Below are 14,582 nucleotides of genomic sequence, written 5' to 3'. Positions count from 1 at the left end.
GGCATTCCCGCCGACCAGCGGTCCGGGCGACCGGCACGACGGCGACCTTCCCGACGGCCGCAGAGCGGGCGATCGACTGTCGGACGACGGAGCGCCTGGTCGAAGCGGCAGCGGTACCGCGCCCCGCGGGGTCTCCGCTGACGGCGACGCCCGTCCGTCGTCGCCCGACTCGACCGTTCGCGGGGGCGAGGTGCCGTTCGTCCGCGCCGAGGGCCTGGGCCGCGACCACCGGCTGCGTCGGGAGCGGCTGACGGGTCCGCGGCCCGTGCGGACGGCCCTTCACGACGTCGACCTCGACCTGGCCGAGGGCGCCTCGCTCGGCGTGATCGGCGAGTCGGGCTCCGGCAAGACCACCCTGGTCCGGTTGCTGCTCGGCCTGGACACCCCCACGCGGGGGACGGTCACGGTCGACGGGCGGTCCGTGCGGCGCGGCCGCGGGGCCGACCTGCGGTGGCTGCGCCGGCAGACCGGCATCGTCTTCCAGGACCCGTACGCGTCGCTGGACCCGCGGATGGACGTCGGCCGGATCGTCGCGGAGCCGCTCCAGGCGCTCGGCCTGGCCGGCGATTCTCCGGGCGGCTCGGTCGGCGAGAGCGATGCCGTCGCCCGCGTGCTGACCGACGTCGGGCTCGAGCCGGACATGGTGGACCGCTACCCGCACGAGTTCTCCGGCGGACAGCGGCAGCGCATCGCCCTGGCCCGCGCGCTCGTGCACCGGCCGCGGCTACTCGTCGGCGACGAACCGCTCAGCGCCCTCGACGTGACGGTCCGCGCCCAGATCCTCGACCTGTTGCAGGGGCTGCGCGCCGACCTCGGCCTCACACTGATCCTCGTCTCCCACGACATCGGCGTCGTCGCCCACCTGTGCGACCAGGTGCTGGTGCTCAAGGACGGCCACGCGGTGGAGTCGGGCGCGACGTCGGAGGTGCTCGCGCATCCTCGGGCGGCCTACACCCGGGACCTGCTCGCGGCGGTCCCCCGGCTGTAGGGCTTCGGCCATGGCGGGAGGTCCATCCGAGCGATCGGTCGCACCGGCGCCGAGAGGTCGATCGGGGTCGTCATTCCCTGCTGGTGACGGCACTGATCGACATCTCGCGTGCGGCGGGAGGCGACCGCGACGAGCGCGTGGGCGCCGCGAGGAGGCCCGACGACGGCGTCGCCCCCTAGGGTGACACCATGCGCATCACCGGAGCCGTGCTCGAGTCCACCGGCCGTGACCGGCCCTTCGCGTCCAGCCGCCCGCTGACCATCAGCGAACTCGAGCTGGACCCGCCGGGCGAGCACGAGGTGCTGATCCGGATCGAGGCCGCCGGCGTGTGCCACTCGGACCTCTCCGTCGTCGACGGCAATCGAGTCCGCCCGACGCCGATGCTGCTCGGCCACGAGGCCGCCGGCATCGTCGAACAGATGGGCGCCGGCATCACGGACCTGACCGTCGGTCAGCGCGTCGTCACCGTCTTCCTGCCCCGCTGCGAGGACTGCGCCGCGTGCCGCACCGGCGGTCGCCTGCCCTGCACTCGGGGGTCCGCGGCGAACGAGGCCGGCGAGCTGCTCGGCGGCGGACGACGGCTGCACCGCGACGGCGATGCCGTGCACCACCACCTCGGCGTCTCCGGGTTCGCGACCCACGCCGTCCTGCACCGCGCATCCGTCATCCCGGTCGACGACGACGTGCCGCCCGAGGTGGCCGCGGTGCTCGGCTGTGCGGTGTTGACCGGGGGCGGCGCGGTGCTGAACGCCGGCACGCCCGGGCCGGACGACGACGTCATGGTCGTGGGCCTCGGCGGCGTCGGGATGGCGGCCCTGCTGGTCGCCCTCTCGGTCACGGCGGGCGGTTCCGGCACCGTGATCGGCGTGGACGCCAACCCGGACAAGCTCGACCGGGCCCGCCAGCTCGGCGCCGGCGCCGCGTACAGCCCCGCCGACGCCGCCGAGCAGGGCATCACGGCGCCCGTCGTGATCGAGGCGGCCGGGCACCCGCGCGCGTTCGAGACGGCGCTGACCGCGACCGCCCCCGGCGGCACCCTCGTCACCGTCGGCCTGCCCGCCCCCGACGCGCGGGCCAGCATCGCGCCGCTCGGCATCACCGCCGGCGCGCGCACCATCATCGGCTCCTACCTCGGCTCCGCCGTCCCCGCCCGCGACATCCCCGCCTACGCCGCGATGTGGCGGGAAGGCCGGCTGCCGGTCGAGGAGCTCGTGTCGTCCACGATCGGCCTGGAGGACCTCAACGCGGCGATGGACGAACTGGCCGAGGGCCGGGCCGTCCGGCAGATCATCCGCTTCGGCGACTGACACGCCGGCCGGACGTGCTCATCGTCCGCTGACACGGCGGCCGGTCCGGCGTCGAACATTCGACTTGTGCGGTTTCACTGCCCCGGAAACAGCAGACTTCCGATGTTCAACGCAGCGACGTCACCAGGTCTGGGCGAGCAGGGCGTCGAGTTTGACGAAGGAGCTGTGCCAGCCGTCGGTGGCGGGCGCGATGACGGCGGCCGGGAACAGGCCCTGGCGCAGCTTCAGCAGGGTGCCGCCACTGGCGCCGTCCTCGAAGTCGAGGTGCAGGCGGGTGCGCTCGGAGAAACCGGTCATCGGTTGCGGCGCCTCCGAGCTGTGAAGGCGGTGCGGGGGTTCGAACACCTCGATGACGGCATCGACGGCCGACTCGGCGGTCTCGTCCTCGGCGACCATGGTCAGGCGGAAGACGCCGCCCTCGCGCGGATCGATCTCGATGGTCTCCCGCGGCACCGGCCACCCGGCGGGGCCGAACCACGCCGCGAGCATGTCTGGGTCCGTGAACGCGCGGAAGAGAATCTCCTTGGCGACGGCGAACTCCCGCTCGATCACAACCTCGCTGTCCGCGGGGCCGAGGGAACTGAAGGTCAGGTCGTCGTGGTTCTCGCTCATCGGGCGTCCTTTCGGTGGGGTCTGTGCTCCACTGTAGGCGGAGGGATCAGCCGGCGAGGAAGCGCTCGAACGAGCTCTCCAGCCTTCGCCGGTCCGGCCTCTCGCTGCGAATCTTCGGCACAGCCATGAGCTTCTGCCCATGGCGCTCTTGCAGCCCATAGCGAAGCATCGGACCATCGATCTCTTCGAGGAGATCCGGGCGGATGTGAACGGTATAGTCCGGGTCGATCCCAAGGATTCGGGCATCGAAGGCGCTGTGGTGAATCTTGCACAGAGCCAAGCCGTTGGTGACGGCAGCAATTCCGTTGGCGTGGCTGTCGGGAACGATGTGCGCGGCATCCAGCAGCTGACCGTGCTTGAGCTCGCACACGGCGCATCGCGTCTCATACGCGCGCATCACCATGGAACGGAACACCGGCTGGTGCACCCGCGCCAGCGTCGTTCGCTCCACGTACTCTCGGAGCGCCTCTTCGGCAACGCTCGCAGGCGCGACGGGGATGTCCTGAGTTCCATCGGTGGCGACGACGAATTGCTTCAACTCAGGTTCCTCTGCGACGAGGAACACCGGGAAGATAGCCTGGTACAAACCGGGGCCGACGCCATGAAACCAGATCAAGGGCTTTTTCAGCCGCATTGCCTCTCGGAGGGCGCGATTGTCGGCGAGGTCGGCGTCGTCGCGACGTTTCGCCTCGCTCTTCGATTGCCGCCACTTGTACCTGATTCGCCCGTCAGAATGGATTGCATCCTCGTATGGCGGTTTGCTCCCCGGTAGGCTATACGTCGTCGTGATCGACAATGCAGCTTCGAGTTGCCGTGGCTTCCAAATTCCGGTGTATCGGTTGCGGAGGATGATGCCCTCATCGGCGAAGCGGAAATCTTCGATGTCGAGGTAACTCAGCGGGTCGGCACCGTCGTTGGTACGGATCGTCAGCCACGCCATCGCCTCGCGGCGGAGCCGATCATCCTCACTATCGTCGAATGACCCTCCGGACGGCATGGGCTGAGTCTAGTAGTGGCCGAGACGTACCGCGGTTGGCCGGCCTCCACCTAAGCTGGCCCTCAGTGGCCCCCGTGACCGCCCGTCACCGGCGCCTCCCGGCGGGTGAACAGTGACAGCACCACCGCGGCGAGCGCCCCGACGGCCGCCACCGTGAATGCCGCGTGCATGCCGGGCACCAGGTCGACCCGTGGACCCGTCGTGACCGCCGCCGCGCTCATGATCGAGATCAGCACCGCGGTTCCCGCGGCACCGGCCACCTGCTGCAGCGTGGAGAGGATCGCCGATCCGTGCGAGTACAGCCGCGGCGGCAGGGGGTTCAGCCCGCCCGTGAAGCACGGCGTGAACAGCAGCGCCAGCCCGAGGGTGAGCATCAGGTAGAGCACCACGACCAGCCACACCGGCGTCGTCGTGTCCATCCGCGCGAACATGAACAGCACGATCACGAGCAGGGCCGACCCGGTGACGGTCAGCGGCCGGGGTCCCAGCCGGTCGAACAGGCGCCCCACGATCGGGCCCATCACGCCCATCAGCAGGCCACCGGGCAGCACCACCAGGCCGGTGACGACGGCGGGTAGCCCGAGCACGCTCTGCAGGTAGATCGGCAGAATGATGGCCGAACCGAGGAGCACCGCCATCGCGATGCACATGATCGCCACCGAGATCCGGAACATGGGGAACCGGAACGTGCGCAGGTCCAGGAACGGGGCGTCCCGCCGCTGCAACTGCAGCTGCCGGGCGACGAAGACGGCGAGGACGACGACGGCGCCCGCGATCACCGCGACCGCGACGGGGTCCACGCTGCCGCCCCCGCCTTCGCCGATGTGGCTGAGCCCGTAGACCAGCCCGCCGAAGCCGGGCACGGAGAGCAGGACGGAGACGATGTCGAAGCGCTGGTCCCCGCCCTCGTTGACGTTGGTCAGCTTCCACGCACCATAGGCGAGCGCCGCGAGGGCGATCGGCAGCACGAAGACGAACACGAAGCGCCAGGAGAAGGCTTGCAGGATCAGGCCGGACACCGTCGGCCCGAGGGCCGGGGCCACGGAGATGACGATGCTGAGGTTGCCCATCACGGCGCCACGGCGGCTCAGCGGGACGAGGGTGAGGATCGTCGTCATCAGCAGCGGCATCATCATCGCGGTGCCGCTGGCCTGGACGACGCGGGCCGCCAGCAACACGCCGAAACCGGGGGCGAGCGCCGCCAGCAGCGTCCCGGCGCTGAACAGGCCCATCGCCGTGCAGAACACCGCCCGGGTGGAGAACCGCTGCAGCACGTACCCGGTGATCGGGATGACGACGGCCATGGTGAGCAGGAATCCGGTGGAGAGCCACTGGACCGTCGTGGCACTGACGTCCAGGTCAGCCATCAGGCGCGGCAGGGCGACATTGAGGATCGTCTCGTTGAGGATGACGACGAACGCGGCGACCAGCATCGTGATGATGACGGCGACGCCGCCGGCGGGGATCTTCTCCGGCTCGACGGGGCGGCCGCCGGCGTGCTGCGACGGCGCCGCCGGCGGCACGATCGGCTGCACGCCGGACTGGGGATCGGGCTCGGCGATCACCTGGGTGCTGCCCGTGCGGGGGGCGGCGTCCTCGGGCACGGCGGAAGGCATGGGTCGTCCTCAGAACGAAGGGAAGGATGATGACGGGGCAACGCTGCCCGCCCGCTCATTCTTCCCGAGGGCCGCCTCCCCCGGAACCGGCAGAGCCGGCAGCGCCGGGTCCGGCGCCGCTCAGGCGTAGCGCCGCTGCAGCTGTTCCAGGGTGGAGCGGATGCCCCGCGCGTTCAGCGCCGGGAACCGCAGCCACTCGTAGATCCGGCCGAGACGCTGACCCGAGTAGTCCCAGGTCTCCGTCACAGCGGTCCGGTTCTCGCCCAGATCCTCGAACGCAAAGCGCCAGCGGTGGCCGGCCGGGTGCCGCCACTCGATCACCCGGCCCGGGTACAGGCGGGTGACCGTGGAGGTGATCCGGTAGGGCACGCCGTGCATCCGCATTCGCACGGTGAACCGGTCGCCGGCGCGCAGTTCCCGGGGGCCGATCACCTCCGGCTTGACGGTGCCCGAGCCGTCGAGCTCCGCGTGCCGGTGGGGATTGGCGACCAGGGCGAACAACTCGTGCACGGGCGCCTCGATGACGGCACGGCGGCTGACGGCCCGGGGACCGGCCTGGACGGTGGCGATCTCACTCATCGGGCCAGTCTCTCATCGAGCGAGCCGGGTCCGGACGCCGTCGGCGCCGACCCGGCTCGCTCGGCTGGACCGTGCCGTCAGCGCCGCTTGAAGAGGCCCTTGGTGACGTTGGTCGGGCGCTGCTGCTCGCCCTGCTGAGCACCGAGCACGATCACCGTGCCGCTGACGACGGGGATGACCCACTGCAGGGCCTTCAGCTGCAGCTGCGCCGACTTCAGCTCGGACGACGCGTTCGATCGCGGCTCGGTGGCACCCACGGCACCCTGGTCGGCGTGCTTGGCGATCTTGCTGCCCAGCACACCGGAGTACAGCGACAGGCCCATGCCGACGACCGTCAGCGCGCCCTTGACGACGGTGTTCGTGCCGGCACCCTTCTGCCCGGCGAGGCGGCCCTTGTTGTCGAGGATGAGCCCGACGCCGCCGACGCCGTGCGCAGCGAACGCGCCGACGAGCACGGGCGTCCACTTGCCCCAGCCGACGGTGGACAGCCGGGTGCGCTCCGCAGGGTCCTTCGCCGCCGCGGCGGCACCGTTGACGCCGATGGCGCCCATCAGGGAACCGCCGAACCAGGCGGCGGCGCTGAGGTCGTGCAGGGAACGGGAGAGCAGGGAGTTGGCCATGGGATTACCCTTCACGTGGTCGGTCGATGGTCGAACCCACACTAATCAGTGTGCTGATGTTTCGTCCATCGAACGATCGGCTCATTCGCATCGCCGATGTCGTGAACCGGCGCCCGTAGGCTGGCGGTGTGGGACTGCCGGCCGCGCTCGCGCCCTTCGAGAACCGCCAGTACCGCGTGCTGATCGCGGGACTCTCGGCGTCGATGGTCGGCGCCGGGATGTGGGCGGTGGCGATGGTCTACCAGGTGATCGCCATCGGTGGTGGCGCCGTCGAGCTGTCCGTGGTCGCGACCGTCAACAGCGTCGGCATGCTCGCGTTCCTCCTCGTGGGCGGGGTGGCCGCGGACCGGCTGCCCCGACGGCGGATCCTCGTCGTCGTGGAGGCAGCGAACCTCGCCGCCGTCGCCTTCACCGCGATGCTCTCGGTGACGGGCGCTCTCACGCTCTCGGCCCTGTGCGTGACGGCGTTCGTGCTCGGCGTCTCGCTGGCCTTCTTCTACCCGGCGTACTCGGCGATCCTGCCGCAGCTGCTGCCCGCCCGGCAGTTGCTCGCGGCCAACGGCATGGAGGGCACCGTCCGGCCGGTGCTGCAACAGGCGGCCGGCCCCGCCCTGGCCGGGGTGCTGGTCGCCGCGCTCACCCCGGGGCCGGCCCTGCTCGGCATCGCCGCATGTCACGCGGTCGCATTCCTCGTCCTGTTGCTCGGGCTGCCGCACTGGCTCGACACGGCTCCCCTGCGACACGAGGCCCTGCCACCGCCCGTCGCCGAGCCGGTCGTCGCGCTGCCCGTCACCGACCGGCGCCTGCCCGGCACGACGGCGGACGACGCCGACGCCGGGGAGCGCGGGAGGTCCGTCTGGACGGACCTGCGCGAGGGCGTGGCGTTCACCCTGCGCACCCGGTGGCTGTTCTGGACCCTGTGCTGGGCGGTGCTCGTCGTCCTGCTGTTCATCGGCCCGCTGGAGGTGCTGCTGCCGTTCCTCGTGCGGGACCAGCTCGGCGGCGGCAGCCAGACGTTCGGGTTCCTGCTCGCCCTGTACGGCGTCGGCGCGGCGGCGGGATCCCTCCTGACGGCGTCCCTGCCACTGCCGCGCCGCTACCTGACCGTGATGATCTCCGTGTGGGGACTGGGCATGCTGCCCCTGGCCGTCCTCGGGTACACCGACCAGTTCGTCGTCATGGCCGCAGCGCTGGTCGTGTGTTCCTTCACCGGCGGCGTCGGTCAGGTGATCTGGGGGACGTTGCTGCAGCGGCGGGTGCCACCGGCCCTGCTGGGACGGATCTCCAGTCTGGACTTCTTCGTCTCGCTCGCGCTGATGCCGGTGTCGATGGCGCTCGCCGGGCCGGTCTCCCGGCTGGTCGACGTCGGGACCATCTTCGTCGTCGTCGCCGTCGCCTCACCGCTCCTGGGTCTGATCGCCCTCGTCGCCGGCCGGCTCGGTCGCGACGAGCGGGAGCACCCGCTGCGCGACGAGGCGGCACCGGCGTCGACGGAACCGGTGGACTAGGCCTTCTGGACCGTGATGGTCCACTCCGCCGCGCCGCGCCTGGCGAAGTTCGTCACCGGGTAGCCCTCGTCGGCGGCCCACTGCGGGATCGCGTCGGTCGCCTGGGTGCAGTCGAAGTTGATCACCAGTTCGTCGCCGACCGGCAGGCCGTCGATGGCGCGCTTGGCCTCCACCAGGGGGAACGGGCAGACCTGGCCGTCGGTCTCGAGGATGTGCTGAGCCATGGGTGTCTCCTTCGTGAAGAGCGGGATGCGGTCAGGCGGGGACGGGGGCGGCCACCGGCGCCGCCGAGCCCGCCGGGTTCCGCCGGCCGGTGATGAAGACCCGGGTGGCGACGCCGGTGCCCAGGATCATGAAGATCAGCGCCACCCAGCCCTGGTAGCCGAAGGTGGCGGTGTTGACCATGGCGTTGCCGATGGTGCAGCCGCCGGCCCAGGACGCCCCGATGCCCATCAGGGCGCCGCCGGCGATCGACCGGACCGTGGTCCGGGCATCCGGCACGCGGATCTTGAACTCACCGCTGGCCTTCGCCGCGATGAACGAGCCGACCAGCAGGCCGGCGATGAGGAGGACGCCCCAGTCGACGAGGTCGGCATCGCCGGTGGTGAGCCAGGTCAGCGCGTTGGCCGACGGCGTCGTGATGCCCAGGCCCGAGTGCCGCCCGGTGGCCCAGCTCAGCGGCCAGGCCGCGATGGCCAGGGCGCCGATGACGGCGGCGGTCGCGAACGGGTGCCACGGCTTCTCGAAGAGCAGGTGCGCCAGGCCGGTGCGTTCGGGCGGCAGGGTGGCGACGGCGCGCTTCGGCTTGGTCAGGTGGTGCCGCACGGCCAGCCCGACGCCGGCGACGAGCAGCAGCACGAGCAGCCAGGGGGAGACGCCCAGCGACCCATGGATCGTGTCCATCGGCACGGTCACGGACCGGAGCGCCTTCGTGGACGCGCCGAGCGGGCCGTACTTGGCGACGGCGGAGAGCAGCATGTACATCGCCAGCGCGATCCAGGACCCGACCAGGCCCTCGCCGGACCGGTAGAACGTGCCGGTCGCGCAGCCGCCCGCGAGGACGATGGCGAACCCGAAGACGAAGGCACCGACGATCGTCGCCAGCCAGGCGAAGTCCGGAGTGGTCAGGTGGATGATGCCGAGCCCGTCGAGCGCGAAGACGCCGACGCTCTGGATCGCGACGACCACCATGAACGCCGTGAACCAGCGAGTGTTGCGGGTGATCCACAGGTCCCGGAACGCACCGGTGACACAGAAGCGGCCGCGCTGCATGGCGAAACCGAGGGCGGCACCGACGACCAGACCGGAGAGGAGCATCCGTCGAGGCTAACGAGCCAGGGCACCTGCGGTCACGGCCGTGTGAACCCTCGTGACGCAGGTGAGGCTCACCTCACCGGGCGCGCTACTTCGCCAGGTCGGTGAACAGGCGGGCGGCGATCGGGGCGCTCGTGACGGCACCGTGGTCGCCCTTCTCCACGAAGACCGCCACGGCCAGGTCGCCCTGGTACGCGATGATCCACGAGTGCGTCTCCGGCGGGTTCGCGGTGCCGAACTCGGCGGTTCCCGTCTTCGCGTACACCGGGCCGCCGGGCACGTCCTTGAGCGAATCCACGCCTCCGCCCGTGACGACGCTGCGCATCAGGGTGCGCAGCCCCGCGGTCTCGCCCGCGGTCAGGGGCGTGGCCGGAGCGGGGGTCGTCGGGGTCGGGGAGGCGGGCGAGGTGCCGGACGGCGAGGCGGTGGGCTGCGTCGACGGCGCCGCGGAGGAGGACACGGGGTCCTCGGTGATCAGCCGCGGCGTGACGGTGGAGCCGTGCGCGACCGACGCGGCCATGGTGGCCGCCGCCAGCGGGGACACGAGCACCTTGCCCTGGCCGATCATCGACGCCGCGTGGTCGGTCGTCCCGACGCCCGTGGGCACGGAGCCGAGGAACGCGGCGGCGCCGGTCTCGTTGGGGCGGCCGACGCCGAGGCTGGCCGCCGCGGAGGTGAGCGCGGCGTCGTCGATGCGGTCGTGCTGGGCGATGAAGGCGGTGTTGCAGCTGAAGGTGATGGCGGTGCTCAGCGGGACCTTCCCGAGCGCGGCGGCCGGGTAGCCGGGGAAGTTCCTGAAGGTGCGCCCGTCCACGGTGATGCTCGGGGTGCACGGCACGGTCGTCGACGGTGTCGCCCCCGTGCGCAGCAGGCCCAGCGAGGTGGCCACCTTGAAGGTGGAGCCCGGTGCGTACTGTCCGAGCAGCGCGGTGTCGTAGCCCTTGCTGCCGGGCCCGCTCGCCGCGGCGAGGATCTCGCCGGTGCTGGGTTTGACGGCGACGAGCGCGCTGGCGGGCTCCTGGTCGGCGAGCAGACCCTCGGCGAGTGTCTGCATCGTCGGGTCGAGGGTGGTGCGCACGTCCGTCCCGGGCTGGGCCTGGTTCTCGAACAACACCCGCGGGTCGCCCGTGGCGGGCACGGCGAGGACACGGGCGCCGGGCGTGCCGGCGAGGCGGTCCTCGTACTGCGCCTGCAGACCGGAGAGGCCGGCGACGTCCCCGGCGCGATACCGGCCGCCGGACTGGGCGACCATCTCCGCGGTGACGGGACCGACGGTGCCGAGGACCGCCCGCGCGAAGGTGGAGGTCGGGGCGAGCGGGATCCGGTCCGCCACCTCGACGGCGCCGGTGACGGCGGCCGCCTCGCGCCGCTCGGCGTCGTGGGTGCCGTCCCGGTAGGTGATCGCCTCGACGAAGGCCTGCGCGCCGGCGGCCTTGACCGTGGCGGCGTAGCCCGCCGCGTCGATGTCCACGGCCGCGGCGATCGCCCGCGCGGCGCGGTCCTGCTGGGCTGCCGGGACCTTGGCCTTGTCCAGACCGACGCGCACCACCGGGCGGTCCGTGACGATCCTCGCGTTGCCGGCGCCGAGGATGTCACCGCGTTCGGGCGCCACCCGACGCAGCGCGAGCTGCTCCCCCGGGTCCAGCGACGGGTTGATCAGTCCGTCACCGTTGGTGACGGACCAGTGCCCGTCGGTGCGGCTGAGCTGGGCGGTGACGGCGTAGGTCCAGTCCCGGTCGGACGCGTCGACGTCCCACGTCACGTTCATCGCGACGTTCGCGGCATCGTCGTCGGGCCGGTCGACCTTCTCGACGGTGACCTTTGGGGCCAGGCCGCCGAGCCGGTCGGAGAGCGTCGTCAGCTGCTTCGTCACCGCGGTGCCTGTGGTGCCCGTGAACGCGATCTGATCCGTGTTGCGCGCCGACAGGGCGGCGGCCAACCGCTCCGCGGCCGGCTGGACGGGATCCCCGGAGTCCGTGCACGCCGTGAGGGTGGCGGCGAGCAGGCCGACGGCGACGACGGCGGCCGCGCGGGTTCGATGGTGAGGACGCGGCCGAGCCCGGCCGGGGGTGAGCTGCATGAGCTCCAGTCAAACGCATCCGGTGCGGATCGTGGGCTCGTCCACGCCGTCAGCCGGCCGCCGCGTAGTCCTCCGCGGCGGCCACCTGCTCCGGGGTGGGACGGGCCCCGGTGTAGAGCTCGAACTGGGCCGCGGCCTGCAGCGCGATCACCTCGCCGCCGGTGATCACGGTCTTCCCCGCCGCCTGCCCGGCCGCCACGAGCGGGGTGAGCGCGGGCATCGCGACGACGTCGAACACGACCGTCGCCGCGTCGATGACGGCGAGGTCGAAGGAGAGGGCGCCGGCGTCCTTCCCCGCCATGCCCACCGGCGTCACGTTCACCACGACGTCCGCCCGGGCATCCGCGCTGTCCGCCGCGTCGGCCGAGACCCGGTGGGCGAACCCGTACCGGCTCGCGAGGGCGGACCCGGCGTCCGCGTTGCGGGCCAGGATCGTGACGTCGGTGAAGCCGGCGTCGGCGAAGGCGGCGATCACGGCCTTGGCCATGCCGCCGGAACCGCGCAGCAGCACCGAGGACGCCGGGTCCACCGCGCGGGAGGCGAGCAGGGAGGCGATGGCCAGGTAGTCGGTGTTGTAGGCGGTCAGCTTGCCGTCGTCGTTGACGATCGTGTTGACCGAGTCGATCGCGGTGGCGGAGGCATCCATGGCGTCGACGAGCGGGATGACCGCCTCCTTGAACGGCATGGAGACGGAGCAGCCGCGGATGCCCAGCGCCCGCACCCCTCCGATCGCCGCGGTGATGTCGGTGGTCGTCATCGCCTTGTAGACGAAGTCGAGGCCCAGCTCGTTGTACAGCCAATTGTGGAAGCGGGTGCCGTGGTTGGAGGGACGCGCGGCCAGCGAGATGCACAGCCGAGTGTCCTTCGTCAGGGGTCGGGCGTGGGCGGCGGGGTTCTCGGACATGGGACCATCCTGCCGGACGCGGGGGTCGCGTCCACGCGTGACCCGAGCCGCGTGGCGCCCTCTCGACCCGGGCGTCACACTGGAGGGAGGACGCCAGCACGACGGAGGAGGCGGGGACATGGCTCACGATCACGCGCACGGCCATGCGGGCGCCGACCGCGGCCGGCTGCTGGTCGCCTTCGGCGTCACCGCCCTCATCCTCGCCGCGGAGGTCGTCGGCGCCGTCGTCACCGGCAGCCTCGCGCTGCTGGCCGACGCCGGCCACATGTTCACCGACGCGGCCGGCCTGCTGATCGCCGTCATCGCCGCCACCCTGGTCCGCCGCCCGCCGACCATGCGCCGCACCTGGGGCCTGGCCCGCGCCGAGGTGCTGGCCGCCGCCCTGCAGGCCGGACTGCTGCTGATCGTCGGCGTGTTCGTCATCGTCGAGGCCATCCGTCGACTGATCGAACCCCCCGAGGTGGCCTCCGGCGCCATGGTGTGGTTCGGCGTCGCCGGCCTGGTCGGCAACGTCGTCGCGATGGCCGTGCTCGCCGGCGGACGCGGGTCGTCGCTGAACACCCGGGCGGCCTTCCTGGAGGTGCTCAACGACGCACTCGGCTCGGTCGCCGTCATCGTCGCCGCCGTCGTCATCGCGACGACGGGCTGGACCGGCGCCGACTCCGTCGCGTCCCTGCTGATCGGGGTGCTGATCATCCCGCGGACCCTGCGCCTGCTCCAGGAGACCACCGACGTGCTGCTGGAGAGCACCCCGCGCGGCCTCGACCTGGCCGACGTGCGCGAACACATCCTGGCCATGCCGCACGTGGTGGACGTGCACGACCTGCACGCGAGCCTGGTCGGCAGCGGCACCCCCGTGCTCTCCGGCCACGTGACCCTGGAGGACGAGTGCCTGCGCGACGGGCACGCCCCGGCGATCCTGTCCGACCTGCAACGTTGCGTCGCCGAGCACTTCGCCGTGCCGATCGAGCACTCCACGTTCCAGCTGGAGACCGCCGCGCACCGGGACCAGGAGCACATCCCGCACTGAGCGGACGCGGCGGCATCGGCACTAGCATCGGCCCATGTTCGCCATGATGTCCGTGCACACACCGCACCCGGAACACCGCGACGCGCTGATCGACTCGATGCACCGGTTCGGCGCCGCGATGCGCGGCCACCCGGGCCTGATCAGCGTCCACACCCTCGAGGACGAGCGCAGCGGCCGACTGGTCGGTCTCGCCCTCTTCGAGTCCGAGGAGGCGGCCGAGCGCCTCGCCCCGCTCGCCCGCGCGGCCGTCGCCGACGACGACTTCGACACCTGGGAGGCCGTCGACCCGGACGGTCTGCGCCTCACCGAGATCTGACCGCGGTCGATGTGAGTGCGAATGACCACTCAGACCACCTCGTCCAGTTCTCCATGCATCGCAACGGCGCGGCTCAGGAGTGAGCGCAGGACGAGGAGCACCAGAGTCATGGTGGCCGCGACAGGAATGCCTGCTTCCACAAGCAGGAACAACTGCGGTGGACCGGGGATGAAGAACAGGGCGACGATCACCACCACGGTGGCGGCCACAACGGCGACGACAAGCGCGTCGACGAGCCGCAAGGCCGATGGGCGGAAAATGCGATCGGTGCGGATGTACCCGACGAGGACTCCCGTGATCGCGAGCAGGGCTTCGATGCAGACCCCGAAGGCCAGGGCCGCCGCGACGAGTTGATCCTGGACCGGCGCCAGTTCAGGGAGGAATGAGGTCAATTGGTCCGCGCTCCACGCGGCGCTGAGCACTCCGGCAGCAATCAACGCTGCGGTCACTCCGAGAGCGGCCCAGGTGAGCCACGTCAGGCTACGAGATAGACGCCTGGTAGCACTCATGTATTGATGATCGACGATGATCTGTCGATAGTCGACGGATCATTCACCTCTTCATCAGGGAGCGGCGGGCTCCCAGGTAGGAGGAGCCCGATTGACAGGGAGCTGCGAGCACGAGGAACCTGATTCCCAGCGCCCAGGGCGGCGCGGTACCGCTTCGATGGCCACAGGGGGGCTCGGATGGGCGTATACGCTCCGGCCGCGC

15 protein-coding genes are annotated in these 14,582 nt (G+C 71.5%); 5 read left to right on the top strand and 10 right to left on the bottom strand.

Annotated elements, in window-relative coordinates; genetic code table 11:
* Window positions 1-190: 190 nt before the first annotated feature.
* Both IEX22_RS01365 and IEX22_RS01360 read left to right on the top strand, forming a co-directional pair.
* Window positions 191-988: an ABC transporter ATP-binding protein gene (locus tag IEX22_RS01365; RefSeq protein WP_438816578.1), complete on the top strand. Its 798-nt coding sequence runs from the start codon at window positions 191-193 to the stop codon at window positions 986-988.
* A 188-nt stretch (window positions 989-1,176) separates the two neighbouring features.
* On the top strand, window positions 1,177-2,295 hold the full coding sequence (locus IEX22_RS01360; RefSeq protein ID WP_188665195.1) for an alcohol dehydrogenase catalytic domain-containing protein: 1,119 nt from the start codon (window positions 1,177-1,179) through the stop codon (window positions 2,293-2,295).
* 120 nt (window positions 2,296-2,415) lie between these two features.
* Here the strand turns inward: IEX22_RS01360 and IEX22_RS01355 are convergent, their stop codons facing one another.
* The 5 genes from IEX22_RS01355 to IEX22_RS01335 form a co-directional block, all read right to left on the bottom strand.
* A complete protein-coding gene (locus tag IEX22_RS01355; RefSeq protein WP_188665192.1) occupies window positions 2,416-2,907 on the bottom strand; it encodes an SRPBCC family protein in 492 nt (163 codons plus the stop codon).
* Between the two features lie 46 nt (window positions 2,908-2,953).
* On the bottom strand, window positions 2,954-3,904 hold the full coding sequence (locus tag IEX22_RS01350; RefSeq protein WP_229659674.1) for an HNH endonuclease: 951 nt from the start codon (window positions 3,902-3,904) through the stop codon (window positions 2,954-2,956).
* Window positions 3,905-3,966: 62 nt separating this feature from the next.
* Window positions 3,967-5,520 (bottom strand): MDR family MFS transporter, encoded by a 1,554-nt coding sequence (locus IEX22_RS01345; RefSeq protein ID WP_188665189.1) that lies wholly within the window; start codon window positions 5,518-5,520, stop codon window positions 3,967-3,969.
* A 120-nt stretch (window positions 5,521-5,640) separates the two neighbouring features.
* Window positions 5,641-6,099 carry an SRPBCC family protein gene (locus tag IEX22_RS01340; protein WP_188665186.1) on the bottom strand — a complete coding sequence of 153 codons (459 nt, stop codon included), beginning with the start codon at window positions 6,097-6,099 and terminating at the stop codon, window positions 5,641-5,643.
* Window positions 6,100-6,176: 77 nt separating this feature from the next.
* Entirely contained in the window at window positions 6,177-6,719 is a 543-nt protein-coding gene (locus tag IEX22_RS01335) for a hypothetical protein (protein WP_188665165.1), read from the bottom strand.
* Window positions 6,720-6,847: 128 nt separating this feature from the next.
* Here IEX22_RS01335 and IEX22_RS01330 point away from each other — a divergent pair, with 128 nt between their 5' ends.
* Complete coding sequence (locus IEX22_RS01330) at window positions 6,848-8,227, top strand: MFS transporter (protein ID WP_188665163.1); 1,380 nt, start codon at window positions 6,848-6,850, stop codon at window positions 8,225-8,227.
* Here the strand turns inward: IEX22_RS01330 and IEX22_RS01325 are convergent.
* From IEX22_RS01325 to IEX22_RS01310, 4 genes are all read right to left on the bottom strand, one after another.
* Window positions 8,224-8,451, bottom strand: coding sequence for a sulfurtransferase TusA family protein (locus IEX22_RS01325; protein WP_188665160.1), 228 nt, complete (start codon window positions 8,449-8,451; stop codon window positions 8,224-8,226). The genes IEX22_RS01330 and IEX22_RS01325 overlap by 4 nt on opposite strands.
* A 31-nt stretch (window positions 8,452-8,482) precedes the next feature.
* Entirely contained in the window at window positions 8,483-9,544 is a 1,062-nt protein-coding gene (locus IEX22_RS01320; protein WP_188665157.1) for a YeeE/YedE family protein, read from the bottom strand.
* Window positions 9,545-9,629: 85 nt separating this feature from the next.
* Entirely contained in the window at window positions 9,630-11,621 is a 1,992-nt protein-coding gene (locus tag IEX22_RS01315) for a penicillin-binding transpeptidase domain-containing protein (RefSeq protein ID WP_188665155.1), read from the bottom strand.
* 49 nt (window positions 11,622-11,670) lie between these two features.
* Window positions 11,671-12,525 (bottom strand): shikimate 5-dehydrogenase, encoded by an 855-nt coding sequence (locus IEX22_RS01310; RefSeq protein WP_188665152.1) that lies wholly within the window; start codon window positions 12,523-12,525, stop codon window positions 11,671-11,673.
* Window positions 12,526-12,643: 118 nt separating this feature from the next.
* On the opposite strand from IEX22_RS01310, the gene IEX22_RS01305 reads away from it, so the two are divergent.
* Together IEX22_RS01305 and IEX22_RS01300 are read left to right on the top strand one after the other, a co-directional pair.
* The gene (locus IEX22_RS01305; protein ID WP_188665136.1) at window positions 12,644-13,555 is read left to right on the top strand and encodes a cation diffusion facilitator family transporter; all 912 of its coding nucleotides are present in this window, start codon (window positions 12,644-12,646) and stop codon (window positions 13,553-13,555) included.
* 34 nt (window positions 13,556-13,589) lie between these two features.
* The gene (locus IEX22_RS01300) at window positions 13,590-13,871 is read left to right on the top strand and encodes an antibiotic biosynthesis monooxygenase family protein (RefSeq protein WP_188665133.1); all 282 of its coding nucleotides are present in this window, start codon (window positions 13,590-13,592) and stop codon (window positions 13,869-13,871) included.
* A 29-nt stretch (window positions 13,872-13,900) separates the two neighbouring features.
* Here IEX22_RS01300 and IEX22_RS01295 read toward each other — a convergent pair whose 3' ends face one another.
* Complete coding sequence (locus IEX22_RS01295) at window positions 13,901-14,320, bottom strand: DUF2975 domain-containing protein (protein WP_188665130.1); 420 nt, start codon at window positions 14,318-14,320, stop codon at window positions 13,901-13,903.
* Window positions 14,321-14,582: the final 262 nt, after the last annotated feature.

Origin of the sequence: Tersicoccus solisilvae (assembly GCF_014643255.1) — a bacterium.
Taxonomy (GTDB): domain Bacteria; phylum Actinomycetota; class Actinomycetes; order Actinomycetales; family Micrococcaceae; genus Tersicoccus; species Tersicoccus solisilvae.
This window is presented reverse-complemented; position numbering and strand designations above follow the sequence as displayed.

Coding starts and splice junctions, on each gene's coding strand:
- IEX22_RS01360 (WP_188665195.1), top strand. CDS start 1,177: ATGCGCATCACCGGAGCCGTGCTCGAGTCCACCGGCCGTGACCGGCCC.
- IEX22_RS01355 (WP_188665192.1), bottom strand. CDS start 2,907: ATGAGCGAGAACCACGACGACCTGACCTTCAGTTCCCTCGGCCCCGCG.
- IEX22_RS01350 (WP_229659674.1), bottom strand. CDS start 3,904: ATGCCGTCCGGAGGGTCATTCGACGATAGTGAGGATGATCGGCTCCGC.
- IEX22_RS01345 (WP_188665189.1), bottom strand. CDS start 5,520: ATGCCTTCCGCCGTGCCCGAGGACGCCGCCCCCCGCACGGGCAGCACC.
- IEX22_RS01340 (WP_188665186.1), bottom strand. CDS start 6,099: ATGAGTGAGATCGCCACCGTCCAGGCCGGTCCCCGGGCCGTCAGCCGC.
- IEX22_RS01335 (WP_188665165.1), bottom strand. CDS start 6,719: ATGGCCAACTCCCTGCTCTCCCGTTCCCTGCACGACCTCAGCGCCGCC.
- IEX22_RS01325 (WP_188665160.1), bottom strand. CDS start 8,451: ATGGCTCAGCACATCCTCGAGACCGACGGCCAGGTCTGCCCGTTCCCC.
- IEX22_RS01320 (WP_188665157.1), bottom strand. CDS start 9,544: ATGCTCCTCTCCGGTCTGGTCGTCGGTGCCGCCCTCGGTTTCGCCATG.
- IEX22_RS01315 (WP_188665155.1), bottom strand. CDS start 11,621: ATGCAGCTCACCCCCGGCCGGGCTCGGCCGCGTCCTCACCATCGAACC.
- IEX22_RS01310 (WP_188665152.1), bottom strand. CDS start 12,525: ATGTCCGAGAACCCCGCCGCCCACGCCCGACCCCTGACGAAGGACACT.
- IEX22_RS01305 (WP_188665136.1), top strand. CDS start 12,644: ATGGCTCACGATCACGCGCACGGCCATGCGGGCGCCGACCGCGGCCGG.
- IEX22_RS01300 (WP_188665133.1), top strand. CDS start 13,590: ATGTTCGCCATGATGTCCGTGCACACACCGCACCCGGAACACCGCGAC.